Source organism: Cupriavidus sp. SHE (genome assembly GCF_000812445.1).
Classification (GTDB): domain Bacteria; phylum Pseudomonadota; class Gammaproteobacteria; order Burkholderiales; family Burkholderiaceae; genus Cupriavidus; species Cupriavidus metallidurans.
The window spans coordinates 124,149-148,372 of the sequence record NZ_JWMB01000005.1; the positions used below are offsets into that span (position 1 = coordinate 124,149).

The window sequence follows — 24,224 nt, forward strand, 5'->3', positions numbered from 1 at the left end:
GTCTGTGCCTAACCTGCCAGCAAGACGGTTAGTTCGCATCATCCTCAATTCAAATGTAATGAATATAAAACCACCAAAAGCACTGCTCAATGTCCGCTCATTCACCGCGTAGTCGAATCGCTTTCTCCATGGAGGCCAGTTAGCGCAATTCAACCAAGCGATAAAACAACAAGCGCTGAAAATCAGTCTTCATCTCTCAAGGAACAGTTGCATGCAGCCGTGGGCTGGATATGATTCCCGGCGGATGTTTAACATCCGCAGCACGTTGCCGATATCGCGCTGCAAACTTATTTTTCCGGGTCCAAATGAACAAGAAGATGCTGTACCCCTTTGTCGCGGTTCTGGCAGTCACCGGTCTCGCCGGCTGCGGCAAGGACGTTCCGAGTTGTGGCGACGTTGAGGCCACGAAGCTGTCCAGCGAAATTCTCACGGAGTTGGTGACCAAGGACACCGGCGCACTTGCCGATCAGATCAAACAGCGCATTCACTTCACGATCGAACAACCCGTGGTGGTCGCTCACGACGAAAAGCTCAAGAGCTACTCTTGCAAAGGTGTGGCGAACTACCAGGTGTCAGACACTACGATCAGCGCCCTCCAGCGCAGTCAATCCGACCCTGCCTATCAGACCGAACTCTGGAAGAACTGGCGGAAACTGATGGGCACGTATTCCGTCATGGACGTCATGGCCATGGTCAAGGAAGCGAGCGACGAGGGTGCCAGCCCCGAGCATAGGGCCGCCGCCCGTGCGGACCTGGCACAAGCCCTCAATCTTCCGGCGAGTGCCTCCGATCGAGATATCCTCGGCGCCAGCATGATGTTTGCGGCTGCGAAGAAGGACGAAGAGATCAAGAAGAACGCTACCCTTATTGAACAGGGCATGTCGTTAATGGACCCGAACACCAAGAAGGTACCGTTCGACATCACCTATACGATCGCGAAGATCGACGGCAAGGACGGCCAGTTCCAGGTGGAAGTCAAGACGGAGAAGCCGCGCTTCATTGACGCGATCCAGAACATCGAGGTCTTGCTTTCAGCCGCCGAATATACGCAGAAGGCTGTATCGAGTGCGGCGACTGGCACGGCGGCAGCGCAGGTCGCATCGCCCGCCGCACCCGATGCGTCTGCTCAGGCGGCAGCAACGCCCACACCGGCAAACGCCCAGACGGCGGCGCCCGTAGCAGAAAAGTCGCCGGCCGACTCGGCTCCGGCTTCACAGCCTCTCCCCCAGGTGTCGAGCGAAACCGGGTCACAGGTCAGCGGGCAGCAGGAGGCAGCGAATGCCATCATCGAAGCAAGCTTCGACTGCGCCAAGGCGAGCTCGAAGATCGAGAAGCTGATTTGCTCCACCCCCGAGACCGCTGCAGCCGACAAGCGCCTCGGCGCCGCATTTGCTGCCGCCAGACAGAAGGCAGCTGACCCGCAGCAACTCAAAGCCCAGCAGATGGACTGGATCAAGCAGCAACGTAATGTTTGCAGCGATGCGGCATGCGTGCTCAAGGTGACGGACGACCGCGTCCAGCAATTGTCACGGTCATAGTCTGCGGCGGCGTCGCCCCGTCCTTTTGAGGCGTGAAACCGGCCGCGAGCAAGTCGCCGGCTGGCCACTGGTCGCTCGACGTTGGGCGGCGGCGACCAGCCACACTCATGCGACTCGCTTGAGCAAGTCGGGCAGACAATTGGCAAATTCTGGCTGAATGGCACTGATCGGCCTGGTGATGGCCGGGTTGCCGGCCGGCACCGCATGGGAAATTCATCTGCGGTGCGGCGCCAACGAATGGATGGCTCCATGCACGAAAGAGTTCGTGGCACCCAACGACACGTCTTTAAGGTGCAACAGCATTTGGTGAGCGGCGAGTCTACTGCGAAAGCCGGCTGCCTTGCTCCTAAATCACCCGGCTGAGAGCGATGCGTGCCTCAATAGCGATGGCACGCCGGCACGCCAGTCGAAAAACAAGGTACAAGCAGCTATAAGCTGCGAGAAAGCGCTTTTCCCTTATCTGCCGTGGCACTTCTTGAACTTCTTGCCGCTGCCACAAGGGCACGGGTCGTTGCGGCCGGGCTGGTCGCCCTTCACCACGGCCTCCACGCGCGGACCCAGGCTTTTCCAGATCTGGCGCAGGTCGTAGACAGCCCAGATCGCCTCGCCGAAGGTTTCCACGCGCGCCTGGCTGGTGCTGGGCGGGCCATCCTCGCTGTACATGCAGACCTCGGGCTGGCCGGTGTCGTCCTCGGTCAGGGCGACGATGCTGTCGAGCGCGTCGTCCAGCCACTGGGCGGCCTCCTTGTCGCGCGGGGCGGCCCAGTCCTCGGGCCAGTTCTCCACCACGAACATGAAGCCCAGCGCCCACACCTGGCCAAACGACGGGATTTCCCGCCCATCCATCTCGGCGCGCTCTTCCTGGGGCAAGCTCAAGATGGCGCCGCGGATGTCCATGGCCTCGGGATGGAAGGTGCGTTCGTCCTCCAGCGTCTCCACGGGCTGGTCGAGCTGGTGCTCCACCTCGTTCCACCGGCGCTGCCATAGCTCCATAAAGCGGGTCTGCTGGGCCGCTTTATGGAACGCGGGCAGCAACGGCAGCGGGCTGCCCTCGGCCACATCGAGCGCCGCGCCGTCGCCCAGCAGCATGGGCAGGTAGTCGGCAGCGGGGATGCGGCGGCGCGTGCAGACCAAGGCCGTGAGAAAGCCATCGCAGAACTCCCATTGCGGGATTTCCTCAGCGCGCTGACGCAGGTCGTCCAGCAGATCGTCAAGCTCTTGGAGTTCATCGGGTGTCAGGGCGGTGGCTTCGGTCATGGAGCGGGTTCTCTCGGTGCGGGGTGGGAATGCGCTGGACGCATCGCCGCGAAGTATAGCGCCGCTCCTTTGCAGAAGTGCGTCGTACGACTTGCAAGACCGTGCTGTTTCGGCACCGCGCGCCAAGCCGGGTGGATCCCCGCGGCCGTTCGCCGGAGCGGCGGCCGCTCCCGAGTGGCTCCTGTTGGCCGCGGATTCAACCGGTAGCAGCCGGTCCCACCATGCCATACTCGAATCCGCTGCCCGGATGGGTCGATGTCCCAGAACGGCCAGACTCGGTCATTGCGTATGGATTCGCGAGCGTCCGTTGTGCAGTCACGAAGCGACGGCGACTAGGGCTGCGGCCGCTCATATACACGCCTCGACCTGAACGTGAAGGAGCACTTCCGATGAATCGGCTGACTATGGAGCGCGCCATCGAAGAATCTCCTTTGGGCAAACAACTATTTCCACAAACCGCCCCGCCCTGCGTCCGCGGCATGCCATTCGGCGCTCTCGAGTCACGAGCGATTTCGTCCGCTACACGAGCCGCTCGATGCGCTGACGACGCCAGCCCCATTTGAAGTACATCGACTGGAGCAGCAGCATGGCCCCGAATCCCACGGTGTAAGCCCACCATATCCCGGAAATTCCGATGCGACTGTGCAGCCAATAGGCGAACGGAACCTCCACTCCCAGGATCGATACCATGCCAAGCATCGCGGGCCACAAAACCGTACCGCTAGCGCGCATCGCGCCGACAACGACGTTGGCTGCACCCAGTATCACGACACTCCAGGCAACTGTGCGCAGCAAATCCTGAGCGAGGGAGGCAGTGGGGCCATCCGTCAAGAACAGCGAAATGACCGCGGGAGCCATGAAGTACACGATGGAAACTACGGCACCTGTGACCACGATGTTCAGCCAGAGGCCTGCCCGCACAATGTCGAGGACACGCTGGTTGCGACCTGCGCCGATTGCATGCGCCGACAGAACCGTAGCAGTGATGCCCAGGGACATCGCGGGCAACTGAATCCAGCTCATGACCTGGTTCACGGCACCATAGGCGGCAGTTGCGTTGTAGCCATGGCCATTGACGAGGCCAAGCAGCACGATCTCGGCCAATGCCGCCGTGAACATCTGAAGCGACGACGGAATGCCGATACGCAACATGCGCTGTACCGTGGGCAAGTCGAAGCGGATCTGGCAAAGCAGTTCGACATTTGGTGCCAGTGGATGCGAAGCGCGAAGCCAGCGGCGAGCCATCCACGCTAGCGCCAGCGCAAACGCGACCAGCGTCGAGACGGCCGCACTGGCCACCCCCAATCGAGGCAAGCCACCCCAGCCGCGAATCAGGGCTGGCGTACATATCATGGTGATGATGGCTGCCACGGCCAATGTCCACAATGGCGAGACGGCATCACCAACTCCCCGACTCATCGAAGTCATCAGCCACAGCAGAATGATGAGTGGTGAGCCAACAAACATGATGCGTGCATACAGCGTGGCCTCGGGCAGGATGTCTGGCGATGTTCCCAGCCCCTGCAGCAACGATGAAGCGAACACGCCGCCCGCGACGCTGACGACAATGCCTGTGGTCAGTGCCAATGCAATGGCGGTTCCTGCAATGGAGCGCACCTTCTCCGGGTTGCGTGCCCCCCATGCCTGGCCGATCAGCACCGTGGCACCCGTACTCAATCCTATGATGATCGCCAGGAGCATGAAGAACGCCGGAAAGAATGCCGAGACGGCCGCTATGGCCTGAACGCCGAGCATCTGCCCCAGGTAGATGCCATCTATGGTTCCGGCCGCAACCTGCAGCGTGTTTGTCAGAATCATTGGTAGCAGGATGGCCAGGTATGTACGCCACAGCGGGCGGGAGGTTGCTGGAGCAGCGGGTGCGATTGACGAACTGGAGGTCATTTTCTTTTTCTGGACAAAGGGCTCCCCGCCCGGATTGACAGCAGACCGTCCGAGAAAGGGCACTAGCGGGTTATTGGAGTGACTCGGTGTCTATGCCGACGGGCTGTCCCCGACTCCCGAAAGCGGCAGCAGCCGCGAGTTGTCGATCGCCGCCGGGCGGTGGCCTATACCCGCGAGACAAGCCTTGCGAGACACAAAGGCGGGGATCGACTCTACGATGCTCGGGCGAACAGGCCTCGTGGTAACACGGCGGTTGCCACCGGAACACGTGAGGGAGTTGGACTTGTCTGGTGACATGGTGGCGACGTGAGATTTGATTACACGAATTTTACCCGGATAAAAAGCGCTGTCAATATTACCCGGGTAAAAAATATTATTGAGAAAAGATGGACCTGGTTTGGGGCCCCTTCCTGCGGAGCCCTCCCACGACGTTCCTTTACTGCTCATCGTCCCGTACTCAGTAGTCCCAGCCGTTCTTCGATCACCGGCTTCCAAGGCACCGTTAGCACCCCAAGCTCTAATCAGAGCTAGCGCGAAGCTGACAGCGTCGGCAGCAATTGAGCCAATCGCAGTCGCTCAGGCTCGCGTCCCAAGCCCTTGCTTGGGAGGGCCGAAGGCTGAGACCGGCCAAAAAGGGACATGCGCAACGGCTACTCGATAGCGGTCGCCCGAAGCCAAGATCGCTCCGCAATGGGATGAAGGGAAGATCAATGTTCCGAGCGTTTGCTGGGCCTACCAACTCGTGGCAGGAACGAGACCGCCCTGCACTCCGGACAAACGCTGCCCGAGCAAAGGTGAATTGCAGGGGCATATGCCCGCCCACGGCCAGAAAAGGAAGGTCCTGGCGCGTTCCGCCTTATAGCCGGCCGCCTACCATGTGAATTTCACCCCCACCCGCACCGCGTACTTGTAAAAGCGCTGCGCTCCCCATGAGACCGAGACATTGGTCCAGCCGGTCCAGTGTTTGCGGAAGTCCGCATTCATGCCGAGCCTGAGCTCATGGCGAATTTCGGGGTATACGCTGCCCAGCGGCAACTCGTTGGCGCTGAAGTTGCTGCTGGCGGTGGAGTGCCACCAGTTGACGGTGAGGCAGGTCGCCGCGATGCGATTTGTTGAACCAGCCGTACTGGAGCCAGGTATCGTCATACACGTCGAGCTTGTTTTCATCGTTCCGGTACAAGGTGCTGAAGGCGCCCGCGCTCCAGCCTTCCACCTTGCCGCGGGTGTTGGCGTCGGGAGGCAGCGCTGCGGGCGGTCTGACGGGCTGTTGAGTGTTCAGGCGCAGGTCGAGCGGCGACCCCTGCGCCGGCAGATCCGCGGCTACGGCCTTCCCAGCCGCACCTCAGAGCCGTAGCATCTACCTTTCCCGCAATCTCGCGGCCCCGCGCCTTTGCCTCCTATGCCAGATCCCCGAGCGGCCTCCGCCGACTACACAGAATCTGCCCCCATGCTGCAGAGCATCGGCGCACATCTCGACGACCTGCTGCTCTTCATCTACGTGGTCGATGCCGGCGGATTCAGCGCCGCCGAGCGGCAGACCGGCATCGCCAAGTCGCGGCTGTCCCGACGGGTGGCGACACTCGAGCGCGCGCTCGGCGTACGACTGCTGCACCGGTCGGGGCAAGTTTTCGGCCTCACGCCGGTTGGCGAGGCGGTGCTGGCGCACGCGCGGGAGGCGGCCGCGCACGTCGACAAGATCGGCGCCCTCACGCGCAGCGCCGTGGCGGAGCCATCCGGCGTGATCCACCTCCATACCTCCGTGCTGATCGCCGAGACCACGCTCCCTCCGATCCTGGCCGAGTTTGCGCGCGCGCACCCGGGCGTGCAGGTGCAGTTGACGCTCTCGAATCGCTTTGTCGACCTGGCCGAGGAGCGACTGGACCTGGTCATCCGCGCGGCCGTTGTGCCGCTCGCCTCGGAGGACGTGATCGCCGTGCCGGTGGCGACGTCGGCGTCGATCGTCGTGGCCCATCCGTCGTTGCTGGAAGCCGACGGCCCGCCAGCGCACCTCGACGAGTTGGCTGGCTACCCCTGCCTCGCGCAGGGCACACTCGCAAATCCGCGGCCATGGCAGTTCGTCGACGCAGACGACAAGCCGATCGATATTGCTGTCACGCCGGGCATTGCCGTGGATAACCTGCTGGCCATCCGCGAACTCGCGCTGCGCGGCGCCGGCATGGCGCAGTTGCCGGCTTATCTTTGCCAGGACGCCATCGATGACGGCACGCTGGTGCCCGTGCTGGAAGCCGTGCGCTCCCGCCCGGCCACGCTATACGCGATGTACCCGAGTCGGCGCGGCATGACGTCCGCCGTGCGTGTGTTCCTCGAGTTGGTGCGCGCAAGGTGGCCGTCTGATCTGGCTGCCGCCTGATCCCTCGTGTCCGGCGGGCCCGTTCCACTTCCGCAACGCCTCGTTGCAAACCACCGGCTTCCCGCCGCCGGGGCGAGCCGATAACGTTCTCCGTATCGACGGGCCTCCTTCTCGCCCGCACCTTACCGGAGAACTTTCGTGTCCCTGAAAGACAAAGTCGCCGTCGTATCCGGTGCCTCCCGCGGCATAGGCCGCGCCACCGCAATCGCCCTCGCCGCTCGCGGTGCCAGCGTCGCTGTCGTCTACCGGCAGCAGCGCGAGTCGGCGCAGATCGTGGTCGATGAGATCCGGGGCGTCGGCGGCCGCGCGCATGCGTTCCAGGCGGACGTCAGCCGCGCCGACTCTGTCCGCGCACTGGCCGACGCGGTCGCGAACGAGCGTGGCCGCATAGACATCCTCGTCAACAACGCGGGCGTGTACGGCGCGCGGCCGATCGGCGAGTTGGATGCCGCATTCTTCGACGAACAGTTCCACCTCAACGCTCTCAGCGTGATGCTGATGACGCAGGCGTTCGCACCGCTGTTCGGCGCGGCGGGCGGCAGCATTGTCAATGTGTCGAGCAATCTTGCCCGTGCACCTACGGCCGAGGCCGGCGTCTACTCGGCCAGCAAGGCGGCGGTGGACGCGCTCACCCGCGCATTTGCGCTCGAACTCGGGCCGCGGAGGATCCGCGTCAACGCCGTGGCGCCCTTCATCACGCGCACCGATATGACCGCCGGCATTCCCCAAGCGCATCTGGATCAGGCGCGCGAGAGGACGCCGCTGGGCCGGCTGGCCGATCCCGAAGATATTGCCAATGTCATCGCGGCGCTGGTCTCGCCAGATATGGCCTGGGTCACCGGCCGTTCGCTGTTGACGGACGGTGGCTTCACCGACTGAGGGAGGCGCTCGGCCCATGCTCCTGCCTATCCTGCTGCTGGCCTCGGCCGCAGCGCAGGCCGAAAAAGGTCTCGTTGAATACCTTCTTTCAGTATTCGTCAGTAAGATGCCATGGCTACCTCTTCATGGCTCGCATCAACAACCGAAGTTCATATATCGCTCAAATACAGGACTCCAGATCATGAACAAGCAGATTTTCATCAACCTGCCAGTGACAGACCTGCCGCGATCCAAGGCCTTCTACGAGGCCATTGGCGCGGTCAACAACCCGGCGTTCACTGATGAGACCGCGGCATGCATGGTGATCTCCGAGACAATCTACGCCATGCTGCTTACCCACGACAAATGGCGGCAGTTCACCGGGAAGCGAATCGTCGACGCGCACGCGGAGGCACAGGTATTGCTGTGTCTGTCAGCGGGCGGACGAGTAGAGGTGTCTGACCTCGTGCAGAAGGCGACTGACGCCGGCGGCAAGGCGGACCCGACGCCTGTCCAAGATTTCGGCTTCATGTACGGACGCAGCTTCGAGGATCCGGACGGCCATATCTGGGAGGTGATGTGGATGGACCCGGAAGCCGTTCCGCCTCACGGTTAAATGTCTGACGACTCGCCCGCCGAACCCTCACGCGGGCGCGTCTTCCGGCGTCGTCTGGTATTGCTCCAGGCAAGCCATCCCATTCATCCGGCACCCGACATCAAAGTCACGCGTCAAGACGCGGCGGAGATTCAGGTGACCACGGTCGTCTATGGCCTTTCCGCGATGGGTGACCGCGTCTATGTGTTCGACATCCTTGCGGGGGCAGCATGAGGGGATGGCTCTCTGTCCGAAGGCAGACTACCACCGGACTTCCGACATTCTGCCTGCCAAGGACGGAGTCCGGCCTGGCCCGTTCCTGGCCGAGATTCACCGGCCTCTGAAGAACAAGATGAGAGTTTCCGTACTCGGCCGACATCAAGCCTATCGATAGGACACCAGCGACATCACGATGATTTCTTTCAACACCGATAGATTCCGCTTCGACTTGCGAGCCGCCGCGATCTTGATTCGCGGAGGCTATGTTCTACTACACCGTGTCGAGACTGACACTTTCTGGAGCCTTCCCGGAGGACGTGTGGAACTCGGCGAGGAGGCAACTCATGCTGTCGCCAGGGAAATGCGCGAGGAACTAGGCGTCGCTTCCGAGGTGGAGCGCCTGCTATTCGCGGTGGAGAATTTCTTCGAGAATGAAGGGAAGCCGCACCATGAGCTAGGCCTCTATTTCGCTATCTCCGTGCCGGATGACTCTCACATCGTTGACGTCAACCGGGACCACATTGGCATGGAAGATACGAAGCGCTTGGTGTTCCGCTGGTTTCGTCGTCGGGAGCTTGGCAACGTCGAGCTCTACCCGGCGTTCCTACGCGAAGCGCTGCAGGAAGACTTCCCTGGTATCAAACACATGGTCCAACGCGGTTGACGCGTTCCGCGCTTGCGATAGTTGGAGGATGGATCTCCAGCGACACCGCCCGACGTTGCCGCCAAGAGAGACGTTCTCGAACGATCGTGCCGACATTTGAAGACGGAGTGGACAGTGTCAGGGGTAAGTTGTCATGTCGTACTTGGGCTAGATTGAAATGTCGTACCGCACGGCCTGGCGGGAGCACGACATGACACGACCGGACACCATCACCATAAGCCTGCGCGAACTGGATCGCAGCAACGTCATCGAGGCCGTCGTGCGGGATGGCCTGATGGTGTGGCGCGCCGCCGAGAAGCTCGGCATTAACCAGCGGCGCCAGGTCCAGTTCGGGCAGCACGGCTTGCCGCCCGTTCCAGACTAGCCCGCGCGATTACACGGTGGAACGGTGTGATTACCGCGAGGTACGTCCGTCCCAGCAAGTTATGGCAATGCACTACGGTCACCAGGACGAGCTCCCTGCCGCCTGCCGCACCCGCGCGCAGCTGGATCGCGATCCGGAAGTCGAGATGCCGATCGTCCTCGCCCATCACCAGCTCCCCCGCACTCTTCGACCGCAGTGGAAAGAAACCGATCACCGGCCCTCGCGCCGCTGCAGCAATACCGACCGCACGAGACGATTTGACGCCGACTGTCGCCATTATCGTGTCCCGTACCCGCGTCAGCGCACGAATCCACCACGCCTGCCGCTCGAATCCAGCGCGCGCCAACACTTCGAGATCGTCGCTGGCCCCCGCCGGCAACTGAACCGCATACGCATCCAGCAGGTCCGCGCTCCTATAAAGCGGCGCCAGGATGCTGTCGGATGGCATGGGTATCGCATGAGCTTTATGGGCATCGATCATCAACCAATCTCTCCATGGTTTGGGTTGAGCGCGAGCCTGCGCTAATCATTGCTTCTCTGTGCCATCAGCACACCGCGAGCAATTCGCCCGGGGAACGATGGATGCATCTGCCACGCAGTTGTTATTGCCAGGACGCCGCGATCTACTTTGAAGAACCGAACCTGCTCGGTGCCAATCCAGGCTGGATGCCAAGCCGTGTCGACCTTGATGATGAGTTTGTCCTCGTCCTCGACACGACACGACACAAACCAGAATAAGCAATCATTGTCTCGAAAAGGGCCGTCGGATCGCTACTCAGGCGCTCTCTGGATGAGAGTATCGACGATTGGCGTCACGCCATCAGGCGCAATTCACCTTTGGGGGGTATGTGCCGATACAAGGTCTGCCGTGGGCCATCTGGCCAACGCCTTGCCGGATACTGAACCCAATCAGTGCGCCGTAAAGTTCCTGCTGTCCAGCCGGCAGCACCGGCAGCAGTGTGGCGCGTCGTTTCTCGATATCGAACAGGGATTCCACCAGCCACCCCACCAGATAGAGCGCAGCAAGGCAGCCTCCAGCCGTCGCGACGCTTCCGTGGCATACCAGGGGCTGGTCCATTAACTCCAGCCCTGGAGCTTGAAAGCCTCCGCGCGCATCCGGATGCGTTGTCGCACGACCACTAGGAAGGAGTCCAAGTCGTTCAAGGATGAAGGCGCCTGCACAGATGGAGCCAATGAACTGTCGTGTGGGATCGAGTTGGAAGGATGGTAGGAAATCCGGATGAGCAAGCGCTGCAGGTATGCCCTGCTTGCCGCTGGCAAACAACACTGCATCGGCGTGATTGGCCTCAGAGAGAGAGCCATGTGCCGAAACCGACAGTCCGTTCGCCGATCGCACGATAGAACTAGGCGCCAGGATGCGCACCTTCCAGTCCTTGGTGTTGCGGCCCAAGATGTCCCAAATTAGGAAGAGGTCGATATCGGTGAATTGGTCGAACGTGACCAGTGCGATTTTTCTCAAGGTGAACTCCCGGCGAAGCGCTGCTGTGCAAAATGCAGTGGCGGTCTATGCTATGTTCGCAGCGTATCAATCCAGATCACACCATACACAGCCTGTATGGTGCAGACATATGAGCAAACTGACTCGCAACCACTGGGTTTCGGCTGGCCTTGAGTCCCTGGACCAAGAAGGACACGCCGGCGTCTCGGCCGAAATCCTGGCTCGTCGGTTGAACGTAACCCGTGGTTCGTTCTATCACCACTTTCGCAATCGCGAAGACTTCGTGCGTACGTTGCTGACCAAGTGGGAAGAGGACTACACGGAGCGGATGCTTGCCTATGCAGCGCAGGGACGCACCGCCAGCGAAACCTTGATGCGCTATTTGAGCATTGCTGCTGAGAAACAGCCGGGCCGGGAAGTTGCCATCCGAGCGTGGGCGCTGCACGATCCGTTGGTGGCCGAGTTTCAGCAACGAGTCGACGCAACTCGACTGGCTTTCGCGGTCAGAATGTGCCGTCGATGGGCGCGCTCGCCTAGCCATGCAGAAATAATCGGCCAGGCGGCTCACTTGTGCTTAATCGGTGGTCAGCAGGCAGGACTGCGACGTGACGCCAGTCGCTTCAATAAGCTCTTGCAGGATGCGTTTACCCTCTTCAAAGACACATTTCCACCGCGCGTCTGAGACCACGTTGCCGGCTTAACGGCAAGTCCATCCAACGTGGTTAGTCATTGTGATTGACATACAGGTCAGTTGGGAGCTCGGCGGCGCACGATTCTGGATACCGTCAACCCCTGAAAGACTCCAACCTCGCACAAAAAGCACGGTCGCAGCGACATTTGGAAATGGCTGGCGCTACGGCCTTTAAAAACGGTCTGGATATTGGAGTACAGAGGCTACCCCGTACGGACAGCGCCTGAGCATCAACCGAAGCACGCCGCGAAGGCTTCGACGACTCCAGTGCGGCCATAGGCCTACATGTCGCGCGGAGTATGGTCTAATAGCGCCACACGACTCTCGGCTGGACCACGACGTTCAGACCGTGCGGCGACACTATCTCGTGGTGTATCGTCCTGTAAGACGCCAACGGCGCGTCCGTCGTGTGAGCCCCCTTTCAAACCTGGCGATCGAATGCATTCCGTACAGATCCACAGCGCCAACCGCCAACATGCCAAGCATGTTGCGAGCGCGTGTGCCTGTGCGCATCTGCGCGACTCTGCTATCCCGCAAGTGATCGCCCAACAGGCTTCCCTTCTCGCCGTGCTTCTTTTAGCCGTGCGGGAAGCCAGGGACTAAATCGCAGTCCACCTGATCTTCCTGGCACGGCATCTTGCTCTGGGGGATGCGAGCGTTCGAAGGCGGTCTGCTGCTTGATGTGCAGGCCGACAACTGGCCGCTCGCCCTCACCTCGATCAATTACCGAACCCAAGCCGGCTTCGATCCAAATCGGGTACCTGTCGCCTGTCAGATGACGAGGGCGGAATCTGCTCGCCATGCGACGGCCCGAGCACGATTGCAAGCGGCGACTTCATCGCTATGGAACTCTCTCAAAACCTTATCAAGGCCAAACGCCCCTGCGCGGATGGATACAAATGGTTTCTGCGCAATCGCGACGATGGTAGCGACTATCAACGGCTGCTTGATGCGCTGGTCCGCGCGGATCGTGTTGCCGATGCCTGCTGGCTGCTCCAGCAGTTTGGCCCGACCGATGCGGTGCTCATGCTGAATGCGCTTGACGCAAAGGCGTTGGTCTTCGCCGGCACAGTGATTGTGAAGGGAAGCGTCGATGTCGAATCAGTGATCCGGGTCGGGCACAGCATCCGTGTCGGCGCGGGCATCCGGGCGGGTACTGCGATAGTGGCCGGTACGGATATCGACTGCGGGGGGAATGTCTACAGCGGTGGCTCCATCGAAGCTGGCGACGATATCAAGGCCAGTTGGGGAGTCGAGGCCGAAACAAGGATCGATTGTGGAGGCAATCTCCGCGCCGGTTGGTATGTCACTGCCGGCGAGCGCATATCGACGCATGGCAATCTGTTCGCTGGAGACGGCATTACCGCGCAAGGCGCTATCCATTGTGGCCGTGGGATCAGGGCCGGCGAGAGCATTGACGGACAGCACGACATCATTGCCGGCTGTGGCATCGAGGCTGGCGGTGCCATTCACGCCGGTCAGCACCTGGAAGCGGGATGGGGTATCAAGGCCAAAGGCTCCATCATTGCCGAAGGGGCCATCAAGGCTGGCGAGGGAATCCAAACCGAGGAAGATATTCTGACCGGCGCAGGCTATGGCATCTACGCCGGCCTGAATGTGCGCGTCGACGCCTGGGACGATTGCGCCCGTATCATTGCCCGGCAAAAACCGACCGAGTTGATTAGCGGAAGCTGGGGCCCCGGCTGAGGCCTGGCGCCGATCAGCAGGCATGTCATCCGTGCGTCCCTAGCGCCGCAGGATGACATGCGTGGCCTTTTCTGAGGCCACGGACTCAGCGCACGTGTATCCCAACGCTCTCAAGTCGATCCCTTCGAACAGCGATTCTCCCTGGCCAAGCAGAACCGGCGAGATGGCGATGTGCAGTTCGTCGATGAGGCCTTCGCGAAGATACTGCCTGATCGTCTCCGGACCGCCGCCAATCCGCACGTCCATGCCGGCTGCGGCCTCGCGGGCGCGGTCGAGGGCCTCGCGAATGCCGCCTGTGATGAAGTGGAACGTTGTCCCGCCCTTCATCTCGACGGAGGGGCGCGGATGATGGGTCAAGACGAAGACTGGAACGTGATACGGAGGACTGTCTCCCCACCAGCCGTTCCAGTTCATGTCCGGCCAGTCCCCGCGAATGGGCCCGAACATGTTGCGCCCAAGAATCCAGGCCCCGACATTCTGAAAGCCGCGCGCGGCGAAGTCATCATCAATCCCGGTCGTGCCGTCGTCCTTGCCGAACAACGATCGCTGGAACGTCCGTGTCGGGACGAGCCACTGATGGAGCTCCGTCCCGCCAATGCCTAGCGGATTGTTAATGTCCTGATTCGGACCCGCTCCGTATCCGTCGAGCGAGATGGTGAAGCCGTTAACGCGAACGCGTGCCATCGTTTGCCTCCGTTTGCCACCGTTTGGACGCCAAGAGGAAATCCAGGGCCCAGACAACGGATGTCGACTATCAGATACCGCGCCGCGCCATCCGCCTCGCCAAGCTACCGCGACTCCTCGACCGGCACAAGGATCGTGTCGCCAATCGCCACCAGCTTGCGCGAATTGTCATTCCCCAGCGCATACAACTCGGCTTTGGTGAAGACCTGCTTTCTGCCCGCTTTTACCACTTTGCCCTGGGCGATAAACCGATGCCCAACCGCTGGCGCTAGGCAACTCACTGCGATGTGGGATGCCAGGACGCGGCCGGAAACCGTTGCGGCGGCAAAGCCGCATACGGTGTCGAGCAAGGCCGAGATCAGCCCGGCGTGCAGGAAGCCGGAATATTGCGCCATGTCTTCGGCGCGCCAGTCCATCCCCAATTCCGCTTCGCCGTCACCCGCGCGCAGGACCTCGAACCCGGCCCATCGGTTGAAAGGCGCAGTGGCGCTGATTTGCTGAATCAAGGCAAGCTTGTCCTGATGTTCCATGTACGTTCTCCTCGATATTATGTAGACCACTCTATATAATTCGATCAGGGAAAACAAGGCAAGGACCCGAACGACATGTCAGCAGCCGCCAAGCATCGTGATGCGATCGTGCAGAGTGCCGTCGCGCTTTTTCGGAAACAGGGTTATGCGGGCACCGGTCTGAGCGACATCCTTGGCGCAAGTGGCGCTCCAAAGGGGTCGCTCTACTACTACTTTCCGAACGGGAAGATCTCGATCGGCGTGGCGGCAATCGAGTTTGCTGGCAATAAGGTCGCGGCGACGCTGGAGGAGTTGGCGCGCCAATCTGACTCGCCTTCCCGCCTGATCACGCAGTATTGCGGACTGCTTGCCGGCTGGATGAAGCAATCCGAATTTCGGGACGGCTGCCCGATCACGACCACGCTTCTGGAACTCGCGCCTGAGCACGAAGACATCCGGCAGGCCGGCGAGGCAGCATTTGGCGCGTGGGCCCGCATCATCGAGCAGGCGCTGCTTCGAAGCGAAGTGGAAGCGTCGCGGGCGCACCGGCTTTCCCGCATGGCAATGGCCACGATCTCGGGAGCGCTGGTCCAGATGCGTGTGCAGAAGAGCGCCACGCCTTTGCTGGATGCCGCAGCCGAGCTCGAACTGCTATTTGAGACGGCCGTGGCGAATCGACGGCCAGGTTGAGCGCATAAGCCCCCTGCCCTGCGCCCTTCCCCGGTCAAATCAACCTGCCGACGCCGACCAGGCTGTCTCCTTGTCCAGCGGGTACACCGGCCTGGAGACATTGCGGAACGGGAACATCTCATAGCGCGAACTGGTCACGCCTTCGCTATCGCATTCGATCACTGACTTCGCGATCGGCACGAAAACCGGCCTGCAATACATGCGCGACTTCAGGATCAGGAACCGTGCAGCGTGAGGGTCCACGCCGATATGGGTGAAGATGCCAAGGTCCCAATGCTCTTGCGGCGTTTCGGTGACGATGACCTTTGCCGCACCGGTATCGAGCAGCACCGTGCGGCCCATCCGGATGCGCTGGCCCGTATACGTCGGGCCGGTGATGACGTATTCCCCGTCGCTGATCGCGGTGACCGTGCCGGATAGCGGCCTTGATTCCGGATACACGCTGAGCTGGGGCGCGGCCACCTTGTCGCCGACGTTGAGCGTGACGCTTGCTCCCACGCCTGCCGCGATCAGTTGGGCCACGGCTTCCGGGTCACACACCGGGCCGACTGCGATGCCATCCAGACCCTGGGCCAACGCCTCGTGCAGAACGGCCATGTTGTCGCAGGTGCCGCCCGACATGCAGTTGTCACCATGATCGAGGAGCAGCACGGGACGGTGCTCGGCGGTGGCGTTCGCCGCAGCCGCCGCCATGGCGATGGATGTCGGCAACGGATCTGGGCGATACGTGAAGCCTTCGCGCTCTTCCCAGATCTGCGCCGCGATGCGCTCGGCCACCTCGTCCGCCTTCCGGCGATCGCCATCGCCCACCACGATCACGCTGATGCACGGCGCCGGAATGTCGGCCAGACCAAAGCCGGCCAGGATGGATACCGCCAGCATGCCGCCCTTTTCCGCTTCCCTGGCCAGTGCCACCGCCCGTTGCATGGCCCCTTCGTCGGTACGGCTGCGCAGGGTATGGGTAACAAGCGGCGGTCTGCGCCACGCCATGACGGGACGCACGCGCCCGGCGATCATCTCCAGAAGCAGGCGGCCGGCATGTTCGCCGGTTTCGTACATGTCGATATGCGGATAGGTCTTGAAGCTGACGGCAATGTCGGCATGGTCGATCAGCGGCTGCGTGATATTGCCGTGCAGATCGAGCGCAACCGCGATCGGCGCGTCGGGCAGGACCTGGCGCAGGCGCTGGAGCAGTTCTCCCTCGCCATCGTCGCTGTTCTCCGCGACCATCGCGCCGTGCAGATCGAGCATCACCGCATCACAGCCCGCCGCCGCCGCGACGATCGTGTCTGTCAGGTGCGTATAGGCGTTAGCGGCCACACGGCCGCTTGGGTTCGCGCCAGCGATCACCGGTACCACGATTTCCGCGCCCGCCGCTTCGGCGAGGTCGATGAACGCGCCGGCTGCGGTGCGCGTGCCCTTGGCGGCCCGATACCCTTGCGCCCCGTATCGTGGACTGAAGGACTCAAGTGGTGTTGCCACCGGCGAGTACGTGTTCGTTTCGTGATTGAGCCTGGCGATCAGAATCTTCATGGGTGTCCTGAGTGATCGGAATGAAGTCGACGATTACCGATTGGCCGCATCGAGCATGGCATGGAGCAGCACGTTGGCGCCCGCCTCCAGATGCTCCGGCTTCGCATCCTCGATTTCGTTGTGGCTGATGCCGTCCTTGCAAGGCACAAAAATCATGGCGGTCGGGGCCACGCGCGCGAGATAAACCGCGTCGTGGCCAGCGCCGCTGATGACGTCCATCTCCGAATGGCCGATCCGTCCGGCACCCGCGCGAATGGCGCCGATCAGCCGCTCGTCAAATGGCTGCGGCGGGAAGTAGACAACCTGCCGGACATCGATCGAGACACCGTTACGTACCGCCAGTTCGCGCGTCTGGGCCAGGAACGTGTCGTGCATCGAGGTCAGTAGATCGTCGTCCGATGCACGAAGATCGACGGTCATGTTGACGCGTCCGGGGATGACGTTGCGGGAATCAGGATGGACCGTCAGGCAGCCTACGGTACCGCGCCCGTGCGGCGGATGGTCCAGCGCGATACGGTTGACGATGCCGACCAGCTCCGAAGCGGCAAGCAGCGCGTCCTTGCGTAGCGCCATCGGCGTCGGTCCCGCGTGGGCTTCCATGCCCGTGATGGTGACGTCGTACCAGCGCTGCCCCAGCGCGCCAGTCACGACGCCAATCACGGTGTCGTGCGCCTCCAGCACCGGCCCCTGTTCGATATGAGCCTCGAAGTACGCGCCGGGCCGGGGTTCGCCAATCGGTGCCGAGCCGGCATAGCCAATGGCCTCGAGTGCATCCTTGACGGAGATGCCCTCCCGGTCGGTTTGCACCAGCAAATCCTTGAGGACGAATTCTCCGATGAACGCGCCCGATCCCATCATCACGGGCACGAAGCGAGATCCCTCTTCGTTCGTCCAGACGGCCACTTCGAGCGGGGCCTCGGTGACAATGCCGTGGTCGTTGAGCGTCCTGAGGACCTCGATGCCGGCGAACACGCCGTAGTTCCCGTCGAACTTGCCGCCTGTCGGCTGGGTGTCGATGTGGCTTCCGGTCATGACGGCCGGCAGGCTGTCGTTGCGGCCACGTCTGCGCGCGAAGATATTGCCGATGGCGTCGACGCGGATCGCGCAGCCGGCCGCTTCCGCTTCCTTCACGAAGAAATCCCTGCCCTGGCGGTCCAGATCGGTCAATGCAAGACGGCAGACACCCCCTTTGGGGGTCGCGCCAATCTCGGCAAGCCGCATCAGCGTGTCCCACAGGCGGGAGCCGTTGATGCGCACATCATGTCCGATGCCGGCGGATGCTTGCGTGTTGCTCATGCTGTCTCCAGTGCGATGGCGGATCAGACGGTAAGACCGACGCCGAGGTACTTGTCCTTGACCGCGTCGTTGCGGCGGAACTCCTCGTTGCCGCCGGTGTAGACCACCCTTCCCTGCTCGATCACCACATGCCTGTCAGCGAGCTGCATGCAGACCTCAAGGTTCTGCTCCACCAGAAGAATGGGGACGCCCGCTGCCTTGATGACCTTGAGCTGCGCAACGATCTCTTCGACGATGACCGGTGCCAGACCCTCCACGGGCTCGTCGAGCATGAGCAGGCGCGGATGGTTCATCAGCGCCCGGCCGATCGCAAGCATCTGCTGCTCGCCCCCGGAAAGCTGCGCGCCACCATTGCGGCGCCGCTCGCGCAGCCGCGGGAAAATCTGGTAGACATCCTCGAGCTGCCATGGCGACGCCTTTCTTGCCGCCAGCTTCAGGTTTTCCTCGACGGTCAACAGCTTGAAGATGCCCCGGTGCTCCGGCACGAAGCACAGGCCTTCGCGCGCGATCCGGTGCGGGGCCATTCCCGCAATGTCCTTGCCATGAAACAGCACACGCCCGCCGCGTGGGGGCACGATGCCTGCAATCGCCTTCAAGGTTGTCGATTTGCCGGCGCCGTTGCGGCCCAGTAGCGTGACCAGTTCTCCGTCGCCAATGGCAAGGGAGACGCCTTGCAGTACATGGCTCTTGCCGTAGTAGCCATGAATATCCTGTACGTCGAGCATCATCCCTTGCCTCCGGTGATCATGTTGCCAAGGTAGGCCGCCCGGACGCGGGCGTCGCTACGCACATCGGCTGGCGCGCCCTCCATCAGCACCTTGCCCTGCTGCATCACGGTGATGGTGTCCGAAATATCCATCACGATGTCCATGTTGTGTTCGATCAGCACGACGGTATGGTCCTGGACCAATCCACGTATCAGCCGCTTCATTGCGCCCAGATCGTCCACGCCCATGCCGGAGGTCGGCTCGTCGAGGAACACGGCGCGGGGACGTGCCGCCAGCGCCATGCCGACCTCCAGCCGCCGTTGCTGGCCGTGCGAGAGCACGCCGGCAGCGGAGCCCGACACATGAGTGAGTTCAAGCCGCTCCAGCACATGGTCGACAACCTCGGCGCAGGCGAGGTCGCCGGCCGGCAGACGCCATCCATTCATCGCCTTGCGGGGCGAGGTGCCAAGCGCCGCCAGCCGCAGGTTCTCGCGCACGGACAGGTTGGGAAACAGGCTGGTCACCTGAAAGGATCGGGCGATGCCGCGCTGGACCCGCTGATAGTCGGCCTCTGCCGTGACATCCTTGCCCTCGAACACGATTCGCCCCGCGCTGACTGGCCGCGTGCCGGTCAGCATATGGAACAGGGTTGTCTTGCCGGCGCCATTGGGGCCAATGACGGAGTGAACGGTCCCGGGCATCACGCGCAGGTCGACCCCGCCCAGCGCCATGAACTTCCCGTATTGCTTGACAATGCCCGTGGCTTCAAGAATCGGCGTGCTCATGCGCGCTCCTCCTGGGTGGATGCGGTGCCCGTCACGCCTCGCAGGCGTGCCGCGATGGTCGATCCCAGGCCCCACAATCCGCGCTGCATGAACAGGCTGACCGCGATAAGCAGGAAGCCCAGAAGCATGAGCCAGCGCGGCCAGAGTGTGGACAGCCAGTCCGCCAGCAGGACGTAGAACGCCGCGCCGAGCACCGAGGCGAAGATGTTGCTGGTGCCGCCGATCACCGTCATGATCAGGATCATTTCGCTCGCGTGGTAGTCGATGTTCGCCAGCGGCGCGATACCTGTCAGCATGGCGTGCAAGGCGCCGGCAAGCCCCGTCACGGCGCCGGAGATCACGAATGCCAGCAGTTTGAAGGCCCGGACGTTGTAGCCGACGGCAAGCGCCCGTTCCTCGTTGTCGCGAATGGCCAGCAGCGTGCGGCCGAGGACGGATTCCGTGACGCGCAGAACGAGTGCGAAGACGATCAGGAACAGCACCGCCACAAATCCGTAGAATCCCCACGACGACGTCAGATCGATCAGGGCGTGCCCGCCGATGGAAATCGGGGGACGCGGGATGTCGAGCAAGCCGTTGTCACCGCCGGTGATGCCGGGCGCGGTGTAGGCGAGGAAGTAGAACATCTGCGCGAACGCCAGCGTCAGCATCACGAAGTACGTGCCGCGCTGACGGATGGAGAACCACCCTACCAGGGCCGCCGTCGCCGCGCCGATCACCACGGCACCCAGCAGGGCCACGGGCATCGGCAAGCCGCCGGCACGCGTCAGCGCCAGGCCGACCGCATAGCTTCCCAATCCAAAAAAGATCCCCTGGCCGAACGACAGCAGGCCCGTGTATCCGAGCAGAAGATTGCAGGCCATGGCAGCCATGCCATAGATCAGGACTTCGGTCGCCAGCGTGCCCGAACGCATCGTCAGCGGCAGCAGCAGCGTGACGCCCAGCGCTAGCCACCAGTATCGGTAGCGAAACAACCATTGTCTGCTTGACGCCATCATCCCCTCCCAAGCAGGCCGTGCGGACGCAGCAACAGCACCGCGGCCATGGCCACATAGATCATCAGCCGGGCACCTTCCGGCCAGAGCGTGCTCATCAGGCTTTGCACGATGCCAACAAGCAGGCCGCCTACCAGGGCGCCGGTGAAGCTGCCCATGCCGCCGATCACGACCACGATGAAGGCCACCCCCAGGGCTTCCACGCCCATGAACGGCTCGGCGCCCCGGATCGGCGCGGCGAGGACGCCCGCCATGGCGGCGGTCCCCGCGCCGAGCGCGAACATCAGGCTGAACAGTCGAAAAACATTGATGCCGAGCAGCGAGACCATTTCCGTGGATTCACTGCCAGCACGAACGGCACTGCCGATGCGGGTGCCTTCGAGTAGCCACCAGAGCGCAACGGCAAGGAGGGCCGTGAAGCCGATCACGAAGAGGCGATACTTCGGATAGACGAAATCGCCCCACATCACCACGCCTTGCAGCACATCGGGGGGCGGTACGTCGACGCCTAGCGGGCCCCACCCGACAATGATGAGTTCCTGGATCGCCAGCGCCAGGCCGACCGTGATGAGGATGTGGAATTCGTGCGGCTGCGCGTAGACATAGCGAAGCATCACCTTTTCCGTGAGCCATGCCAGCGCGCCGATGATGATGGGCGCCAGGATGAGCGCCGCCCAGAAGTCCAGGCCGAACTGGAGCGCCTGGAAGCACAGGTAGGCGCCAAGCGCGTAGAACGCACCGTGGGCAAAGTTCACGAAGCGCAAGAGACCGAAGACGATCGACAAGCCTACTGCCAGCAGGAAGTAGAGCATCCCGATGCCAACGCCATTGATGACCTGCAACAGATAGACGTTCATAAACCGTGCGAATGAGGGAGACCGCCAGACCGCGGCGGCGCGGTCCGGTGCATCGAATATGACTTGAGATGTCCGCGGTCAGAACGACCGCGGCTTCGCCCGGCTTATGCCATCTTGCACTGCGTCTGATCGAGCGGCAGGAATGCCTTGCCCACGCTCACGATCTCGGCAAAGTCATCCTTGTCTTTCATCTTGGACTTGGCTTTGCCCTTCAGCAGATAGTAGTTCTTGAGTACCTGATGGTCGCCGGCCCGGATCTCTTCGGGACCCGTCAGGCCCTCGTACTTCAGACCTTCCAGCGCGGCCACCACGGCCTTCGGGTCGGCCGAGCCTGCCTTGATCATGCCGTCCACCAGGATCTTCGTGCAGATATATGAGCCGGCAAGGCTGTAGTTCGGATTCGCCTTGAACTTCTCGTTGGCGCGCTTGACCAGATCGCGGTTCAGGGGCGTGTCCACACCGTGCCAGTACTGCGCGCCGAAGTAGACGCCTTCGCAGAGGTCGGCGCCGAGCGATTCGAACTGTTCCAGACCCGATGCCCAGGCGACGAGGATGGTGCAGTTCTTCTTCATGCCGAAGCTCACGGCCTGCCGGAGGGTGTCCGACGACTGCGAGCCGAAGTTCAGGATCAACAACACATCCGGCTTGGCGGCCATCGCATTGGTGAGGTAGCCACTGAATTCCTTCTCGGTCAGCGCGTGATAGCTGTTGCCGACGTGCTCGATGCCCTTTTCCTTGAAGATGGCCTTGGCTGCGGAAAGCAGTCCGTCGCCAAACACATACTGGGGGGTGATCGTGTACCAGCGCTTGGCCTTCGGCATCGCTTCGATCAGCGGTCGCACCGTGCGCTCGATCGCGCCGTAGGTGGGAACGGACCAGCGGAACGTGGCCCGGTTGCAGTCCTTGCCGGTGATTTCGTCGGCGCCAGCGGTCGTCACGAACACACCGCCAAGCTTCTCCGCCTCCTTGCCCATGGCAAGCGATTCCGAGGACAGGATGCCGCCGGCAAAGTAGCGCGCGGCTTTCTGCTGCGCCAACTCCTGCACCTTTCTGACCGCGGTGGCTGGCTTGCCTTCCGTATCGAGGACGCTGTACTGCAACGGGCGTCCCAGGACCTTGCCATATTGCTCCACGGCCAGTTTCATGCCGAGATCCGCGAACTTCCCGTTTGCCGCGAACGCGCCGGACATCGGCACGGGACACCCGAGTTCGATGGCCTCCCCGGCTGCCAGGACACTGCGTGAATAGGTCACTACGCCAGGGACTGCCGACACGGCGGCCAACTTCAGCAAATCACGACGGTTCACGGCTCACTCCTCGTTAGGTGGGGATCGTGTTGTGGCGAAGCTTTTGGCGCCGTATGTCCGTATGTGGCACCTTGCCCCGTCCAGCTTTATTCCGCCTCCTGGCGCGACGCAGCGAGAGGCAGGTCGATTGCATTTATCCTATTTATCATCATAAATAGAATAGAATCATCTTAGGAGGCTGGAAAACGGCTTGTCAATGAATGTGGGGTCAGGGTTTACGCAGCCCCGCTCTTTCGGCGAGGGTCCTCGTCGGACCAGCCTGGCGCGCCCTTTCGTCCGGGTGCGGCAGCCAGGCCCCAGATGGATAGAATGGCGCCCAGTGATCGACTGGGCGAGGCATGCAGGTCCAGCAAACGTGAAGGATTGCGCAATGTCGATGTTTCGCGAAGCGAAGGAAGGTGCCATTGGAATCCGCAAGCAAAAACGTGCGGACCTCGTGGCTGAAGAACTGAAGCGGCTGATTACCCAGCGCAACCTCAAGCCTGGCGACAAGCTGCCGCACGAGATCAAGCTTCAGCAGATGTTCTCAGTCAGCAAGAGCACGATTCGGGAGGCGCTGAAGTCGTTGGAAGTCCAGGGACTGATCAGTGTCAGCACCGGACCTTCGGGCGGTGCCACGATCGTTGAAGTACCGCTGGACCGCACCTTCCAGCTCATGCAGAACTATCTTTTCTTCAAGGACGTTGGCATTGCCGATGTCTACACGGTCCGCAGGCTTCTGGAGCCCGAGCTGGCCGCCGGGGCGATCCCGCATTTGACCGAGGATGATTTTCTGGCGCTCGAGCGCACGATCGACTTGTGCGACCCGGCGTCACAGGCTGCCGCCGGCACCAAGATGCTGGACCAGCGACAGGAGGACCTGACCTTCCACGACATCCTGGCCGCGGCGAACCCGAATCCGATGCTGCGTTTTTGCTGCGAACTCATCAACGAGATGATTCGCCAGCTAGTCGTGTTCGGGAACGAGACTCCGGCGTGCGAGCACGAACGCTTCGGGGCCGCCAACGTGGTGTTCCACCGGCGTATCGTGGCGGCTGCCCGCGCGCGGGATGCGGAGGCGGTGCGGTCGCTGATGTCGGCGCACATGGAAGAGTGCACGCATTACGTCACGCGCATGAACGGCCGTGTGCATGGCAGGCTGGTCCTGGATTCCGAGATGACCCGGCGGACATGGCTGAAGCCGAATGAGCCGACCGACAAGGCTTGATTAGCTTCGTCGGTCATGCACGATGCTCT

The 24,224-nt window shown here is 62.0% G+C and carries 26 protein-coding genes; 11 read left to right on the forward strand and 15 right to left on the reverse strand.

From position 1 onward, the window contains the following. Positions 1-305: 305 nt before the first annotated feature. Positions 306-1,538 (forward strand): lysozyme inhibitor LprI family protein, encoded by a 1,233-nt coding sequence (locus RN01_RS32430; protein ID WP_017510627.1) that lies wholly within the window; start codon positions 306-308, stop codon positions 1,536-1,538. 456 nt (positions 1,539-1,994) lie between these two features. Here the strand turns inward: RN01_RS32430 and RN01_RS02275 are convergent, their stop codons facing one another. From RN01_RS02275 to RN01_RS34235, 3 genes are all read right to left on the reverse strand, one after another. After that, positions 1,995-2,795 carry a YecA family protein gene (locus RN01_RS02275; protein WP_017510629.1) on the reverse strand — a complete coding sequence of 267 codons (801 nt, stop codon included), beginning with the start codon at positions 2,793-2,795 and terminating at the stop codon, positions 1,995-1,997. A 519-nt stretch (positions 2,796-3,314) separates the two neighbouring features. Continuing rightward, positions 3,315-4,697 carry an MATE family efflux transporter gene (locus RN01_RS02280; RefSeq protein ID WP_029700414.1) on the reverse strand — a complete coding sequence of 461 codons (1,383 nt, stop codon included), beginning with the start codon at positions 4,695-4,697 and terminating at the stop codon, positions 3,315-3,317. An 870-nt stretch (positions 4,698-5,567) separates the two neighbouring features. Continuing rightward, positions 5,568-5,843, reverse strand: a complete 276-nt coding sequence (locus RN01_RS34235) for an autotransporter outer membrane beta-barrel domain-containing protein (protein ID WP_160171261.1) — start codon at positions 5,841-5,843, stop codon at positions 5,568-5,570. Positions 5,844-6,144: 301 nt separating this feature from the next. Here RN01_RS34235 and RN01_RS02290 point away from each other — a divergent pair, with 301 nt between their 5' ends. From RN01_RS02290 to RN01_RS33725, 6 genes are all read left to right on the forward strand, one after another. Beyond that, the gene (locus RN01_RS02290) at positions 6,145-7,068 is read left to right on the forward strand and encodes a LysR family transcriptional regulator (protein ID WP_017510632.1); all 924 of its coding nucleotides are present in this window, start codon (positions 6,145-6,147) and stop codon (positions 7,066-7,068) included. 138 nt (positions 7,069-7,206) lie between these two features. Beyond that, a complete protein-coding gene (locus RN01_RS02295; protein WP_017510633.1) occupies positions 7,207-7,947 on the forward strand; it encodes an SDR family NAD(P)-dependent oxidoreductase in 741 nt (246 codons plus the stop codon). A gap of 181 nt (positions 7,948-8,128) precedes the next feature. After that, a complete protein-coding gene (locus tag RN01_RS02300) occupies positions 8,129-8,542 on the forward strand; it encodes a VOC family protein (RefSeq protein WP_008649245.1) in 414 nt (137 codons plus the stop codon). Further along, positions 8,543-8,755 carry a hypothetical protein gene (locus tag RN01_RS02305; protein ID WP_017510635.1) on the forward strand — a complete coding sequence of 71 codons (213 nt, stop codon included), beginning with the start codon at positions 8,543-8,545 and terminating at the stop codon, positions 8,753-8,755. 178 nt (positions 8,756-8,933) lie between these two features. Further along, positions 8,934-9,404, forward strand: a complete 471-nt coding sequence (locus RN01_RS02310) for an NUDIX hydrolase (RefSeq protein ID WP_017510636.1) — start codon at positions 8,934-8,936, stop codon at positions 9,402-9,404. A 190-nt stretch (positions 9,405-9,594) separates the two neighbouring features. Further along, positions 9,595-9,768 carry a hypothetical protein gene (locus RN01_RS33725; protein ID WP_156149773.1) on the forward strand — a complete coding sequence of 58 codons (174 nt, stop codon included), beginning with the start codon at positions 9,595-9,597 and terminating at the stop codon, positions 9,766-9,768. On the opposite strand, the gene RN01_RS02315 is transcribed toward RN01_RS33725, so the two are convergent. The 3 genes from RN01_RS02315 to RN01_RS02320 all read right to left on the reverse strand — a co-directional run bounded on the left by RN01_RS02315 (position 9,710) and on the right by RN01_RS02320 (position 11,248). Continuing rightward, positions 9,710-10,249 carry a DUF2867 domain-containing protein gene (locus RN01_RS02315; RefSeq protein WP_017510637.1) on the reverse strand — a complete coding sequence of 180 codons (540 nt, stop codon included), beginning with the start codon at positions 10,247-10,249 and terminating at the stop codon, positions 9,710-9,712. The two genes, RN01_RS33725 and RN01_RS02315, sit on opposite strands and share 59 nt — an antisense overlap. Before the next feature lie 41 nt (positions 10,250-10,290). After that, the gene (locus RN01_RS35035) at positions 10,291-10,494 is read right to left on the reverse strand and encodes a lipocalin-like domain-containing protein (RefSeq protein WP_080672872.1); all 204 of its coding nucleotides are present in this window, start codon (positions 10,492-10,494) and stop codon (positions 10,291-10,293) included. A gap of 94 nt (positions 10,495-10,588) precedes the next feature. Further along, positions 10,589-11,248: a DJ-1/PfpI family protein gene (locus RN01_RS02320; protein ID WP_017510638.1), complete on the reverse strand. Its 660-nt coding sequence runs from the start codon at positions 11,246-11,248 to the stop codon at positions 10,589-10,591. A gap of 109 nt (positions 11,249-11,357) precedes the next feature. Between RN01_RS02320 and RN01_RS02325 the strand changes: the two genes are divergently transcribed. Together RN01_RS02325 and RN01_RS02330 are read left to right on the forward strand one after the other, a co-directional pair. Next, positions 11,358-11,909, forward strand: a complete 552-nt coding sequence (locus RN01_RS02325) for a TetR/AcrR family transcriptional regulator (protein WP_017510639.1) — start codon at positions 11,358-11,360, stop codon at positions 11,907-11,909. Between the two features lie 852 nt (positions 11,910-12,761). Further along, positions 12,762-13,625: a hypothetical protein gene (locus RN01_RS02330; protein ID WP_017510641.1), complete on the forward strand. Its 864-nt coding sequence runs from the start codon at positions 12,762-12,764 to the stop codon at positions 13,623-13,625. Positions 13,626-13,664: 39 nt separating this feature from the next. Here the strand turns inward: RN01_RS02330 and RN01_RS02335 are convergent, their stop codons facing one another. Further along, complete coding sequence (locus tag RN01_RS02335) at positions 13,665-14,309, reverse strand: dihydrofolate reductase family protein (RefSeq protein ID WP_017510642.1); 645 nt, start codon at positions 14,307-14,309, stop codon at positions 13,665-13,667. A gap of 104 nt (positions 14,310-14,413) precedes the next feature. Continuing rightward, entirely contained in the window at positions 14,414-14,839 is a 426-nt protein-coding gene (locus RN01_RS02340) for a PaaI family thioesterase (RefSeq protein WP_017510643.1), read from the reverse strand. Between the two features lie 75 nt (positions 14,840-14,914). Here RN01_RS02340 and RN01_RS02345 point away from each other — a divergent pair, with 75 nt between their 5' ends. Further along, positions 14,915-15,508: a TetR/AcrR family transcriptional regulator gene (locus RN01_RS02345; protein WP_017510644.1), complete on the forward strand. Its 594-nt coding sequence runs from the start codon at positions 14,915-14,917 to the stop codon at positions 15,506-15,508. Between the two features lie 39 nt (positions 15,509-15,547). Here the strand turns inward: RN01_RS02345 and RN01_RS02350 are convergent, their stop codons facing one another. The 7 genes from RN01_RS02350 to RN01_RS02380 all read right to left on the reverse strand — a co-directional run bounded on the left by RN01_RS02350 (position 15,548) and on the right by RN01_RS02380 (position 22,988). After that, complete coding sequence (locus tag RN01_RS02350) at positions 15,548-17,041, reverse strand: M81 family metallopeptidase (protein ID WP_017510645.1); 1,494 nt, start codon at positions 17,039-17,041, stop codon at positions 15,548-15,550. Between the two features lie 33 nt (positions 17,042-17,074). Further along, positions 17,075-18,337: a Zn-dependent hydrolase gene (locus RN01_RS02355; protein WP_024570419.1), complete on the reverse strand. Its 1,263-nt coding sequence runs from the start codon at positions 18,335-18,337 to the stop codon at positions 17,075-17,077. A gap of 23 nt (positions 18,338-18,360) precedes the next feature. Further along, positions 18,361-19,065, reverse strand: a complete 705-nt coding sequence (locus RN01_RS02360; RefSeq protein ID WP_017510646.1) for an ABC transporter ATP-binding protein — start codon at positions 19,063-19,065, stop codon at positions 18,361-18,363. Next, complete coding sequence (locus tag RN01_RS02365) at positions 19,062-19,829, reverse strand: ABC transporter ATP-binding protein (RefSeq protein ID WP_017510647.1); 768 nt, start codon at positions 19,827-19,829, stop codon at positions 19,062-19,064. The genes RN01_RS02360 and RN01_RS02365 overlap by 4 nt, the downstream gene beginning before the upstream one ends. After that, positions 19,826-20,824: a branched-chain amino acid ABC transporter permease gene (locus RN01_RS02370; protein WP_024570418.1), complete on the reverse strand. Its 999-nt coding sequence runs from the start codon at positions 20,822-20,824 to the stop codon at positions 19,826-19,828. Before RN01_RS02370 ends, RN01_RS02365 begins: the two co-directional genes overlap by 4 nt. Next, positions 20,824-21,681 carry a branched-chain amino acid ABC transporter permease gene (locus tag RN01_RS02375; RefSeq protein ID WP_017515595.1) on the reverse strand — a complete coding sequence of 286 codons (858 nt, stop codon included), beginning with the start codon at positions 21,679-21,681 and terminating at the stop codon, positions 20,824-20,826. The genes RN01_RS02370 and RN01_RS02375 overlap by 1 nt, the downstream gene beginning before the upstream one ends. 104 nt (positions 21,682-21,785) lie before the next feature. After that, a complete protein-coding gene (locus tag RN01_RS02380; protein ID WP_024570417.1) occupies positions 21,786-22,988 on the reverse strand; it encodes an ABC transporter substrate-binding protein in 1,203 nt (400 codons plus the stop codon). 370 nt (positions 22,989-23,358) lie between these two features. On the opposite strand from RN01_RS02380, the gene RN01_RS02385 reads away from it, so the two are divergent. After that, positions 23,359-24,195: a FadR/GntR family transcriptional regulator gene (locus RN01_RS02385; protein WP_024570416.1), complete on the forward strand. Its 837-nt coding sequence runs from the start codon at positions 23,359-23,361 to the stop codon at positions 24,193-24,195. Positions 24,196-24,224: the final 29 nt, after the last annotated feature.

Excerpts from the sequence above, each read along its gene's own strand:
- RN01_RS02330 (WP_017510641.1), top strand. The coding sequence starts at position 12,762 with ATGGAACTCTCTCAAAACCTTATCAAGGCCAAACGCCCCTGCGCGGAT.
- RN01_RS02325 (WP_017510639.1), top strand. The coding sequence starts at position 11,358 with ATGAGCAAACTGACTCGCAACCACTGGGTTTCGGCTGGCCTTGAGTCC.
- RN01_RS02315 (WP_017510637.1), bottom strand. The coding sequence starts at position 10,249 with ATGATCGATGCCCATAAAGCTCATGCGATACCCATGCCATCCGACAGC.
- RN01_RS02280 (WP_029700414.1), bottom strand. The coding sequence starts at position 4,697 with ATGACCTCCAGTTCGTCAATCGCACCCGCTGCTCCAGCAACCTCCCGC.
- RN01_RS02310 (WP_017510636.1), top strand. The coding sequence starts at position 8,934 with ATGATTTCTTTCAACACCGATAGATTCCGCTTCGACTTGCGAGCCGCC.
- RN01_RS02345 (WP_017510644.1), top strand. The coding sequence starts at position 14,915 with ATGTCAGCAGCCGCCAAGCATCGTGATGCGATCGTGCAGAGTGCCGTC.
- RN01_RS02355 (WP_024570419.1), bottom strand. The coding sequence starts at position 18,337 with ATGAGCAACACGCAAGCATCCGCCGGCATCGGACATGATGTGCGCATC.
- RN01_RS02350 (WP_017510645.1), bottom strand. The coding sequence starts at position 17,041 with ATGAAGATTCTGATCGCCAGGCTCAATCACGAAACGAACACGTACTCG.
- RN01_RS02275 (WP_017510629.1), bottom strand. The coding sequence starts at position 2,795 with ATGACCGAAGCCACCGCCCTGACACCCGATGAACTCCAAGAGCTTGAC.
- RN01_RS02365 (WP_017510647.1), bottom strand. The coding sequence starts at position 19,829 with ATGAGCACGCCGATTCTTGAAGCCACGGGCATTGTCAAGCAATACGGG.
- RN01_RS02370 (WP_024570418.1), bottom strand. The coding sequence starts at position 20,824 with ATGGCGTCAAGCAGACAATGGTTGTTTCGCTACCGATACTGGTGGCTA.
- RN01_RS02305 (WP_017510635.1), top strand. The coding sequence starts at position 8,543 with ATGTCTGACGACTCGCCCGCCGAACCCTCACGCGGGCGCGTCTTCCGG.
- RN01_RS34235 (WP_160171261.1), bottom strand. The coding sequence starts at position 5,843 with ATGACGATACCTGGCTCCAGTACGGCTGGTTCAACAAATCGCATCGCG.
- RN01_RS33725 (WP_156149773.1), top strand. The coding sequence starts at position 9,595 with ATGACACGACCGGACACCATCACCATAAGCCTGCGCGAACTGGATCGC.
- RN01_RS02375 (WP_017515595.1), bottom strand. The coding sequence starts at position 21,681 with ATGAACGTCTATCTGTTGCAGGTCATCAATGGCGTTGGCATCGGGATG.
- RN01_RS32430 (WP_017510627.1), top strand. The coding sequence starts at position 306 with ATGAACAAGAAGATGCTGTACCCCTTTGTCGCGGTTCTGGCAGTCACC.
- RN01_RS02360 (WP_017510646.1), bottom strand. The coding sequence starts at position 19,065 with ATGATGCTCGACGTACAGGATATTCATGGCTACTACGGCAAGAGCCAT.
- RN01_RS02340 (WP_017510643.1), bottom strand. The coding sequence starts at position 14,839 with ATGGAACATCAGGACAAGCTTGCCTTGATTCAGCAAATCAGCGCCACT.
- RN01_RS02335 (WP_017510642.1), bottom strand. The coding sequence starts at position 14,309 with ATGGCACGCGTTCGCGTTAACGGCTTCACCATCTCGCTCGACGGATAC.
- RN01_RS02300 (WP_008649245.1), top strand. The coding sequence starts at position 8,129 with ATGAACAAGCAGATTTTCATCAACCTGCCAGTGACAGACCTGCCGCGA.
- RN01_RS02385 (WP_024570416.1), top strand. The coding sequence starts at position 23,359 with ATGTCGATGTTTCGCGAAGCGAAGGAAGGTGCCATTGGAATCCGCAAG.
- RN01_RS02290 (WP_017510632.1), top strand. The coding sequence starts at position 6,145 with ATGCTGCAGAGCATCGGCGCACATCTCGACGACCTGCTGCTCTTCATC.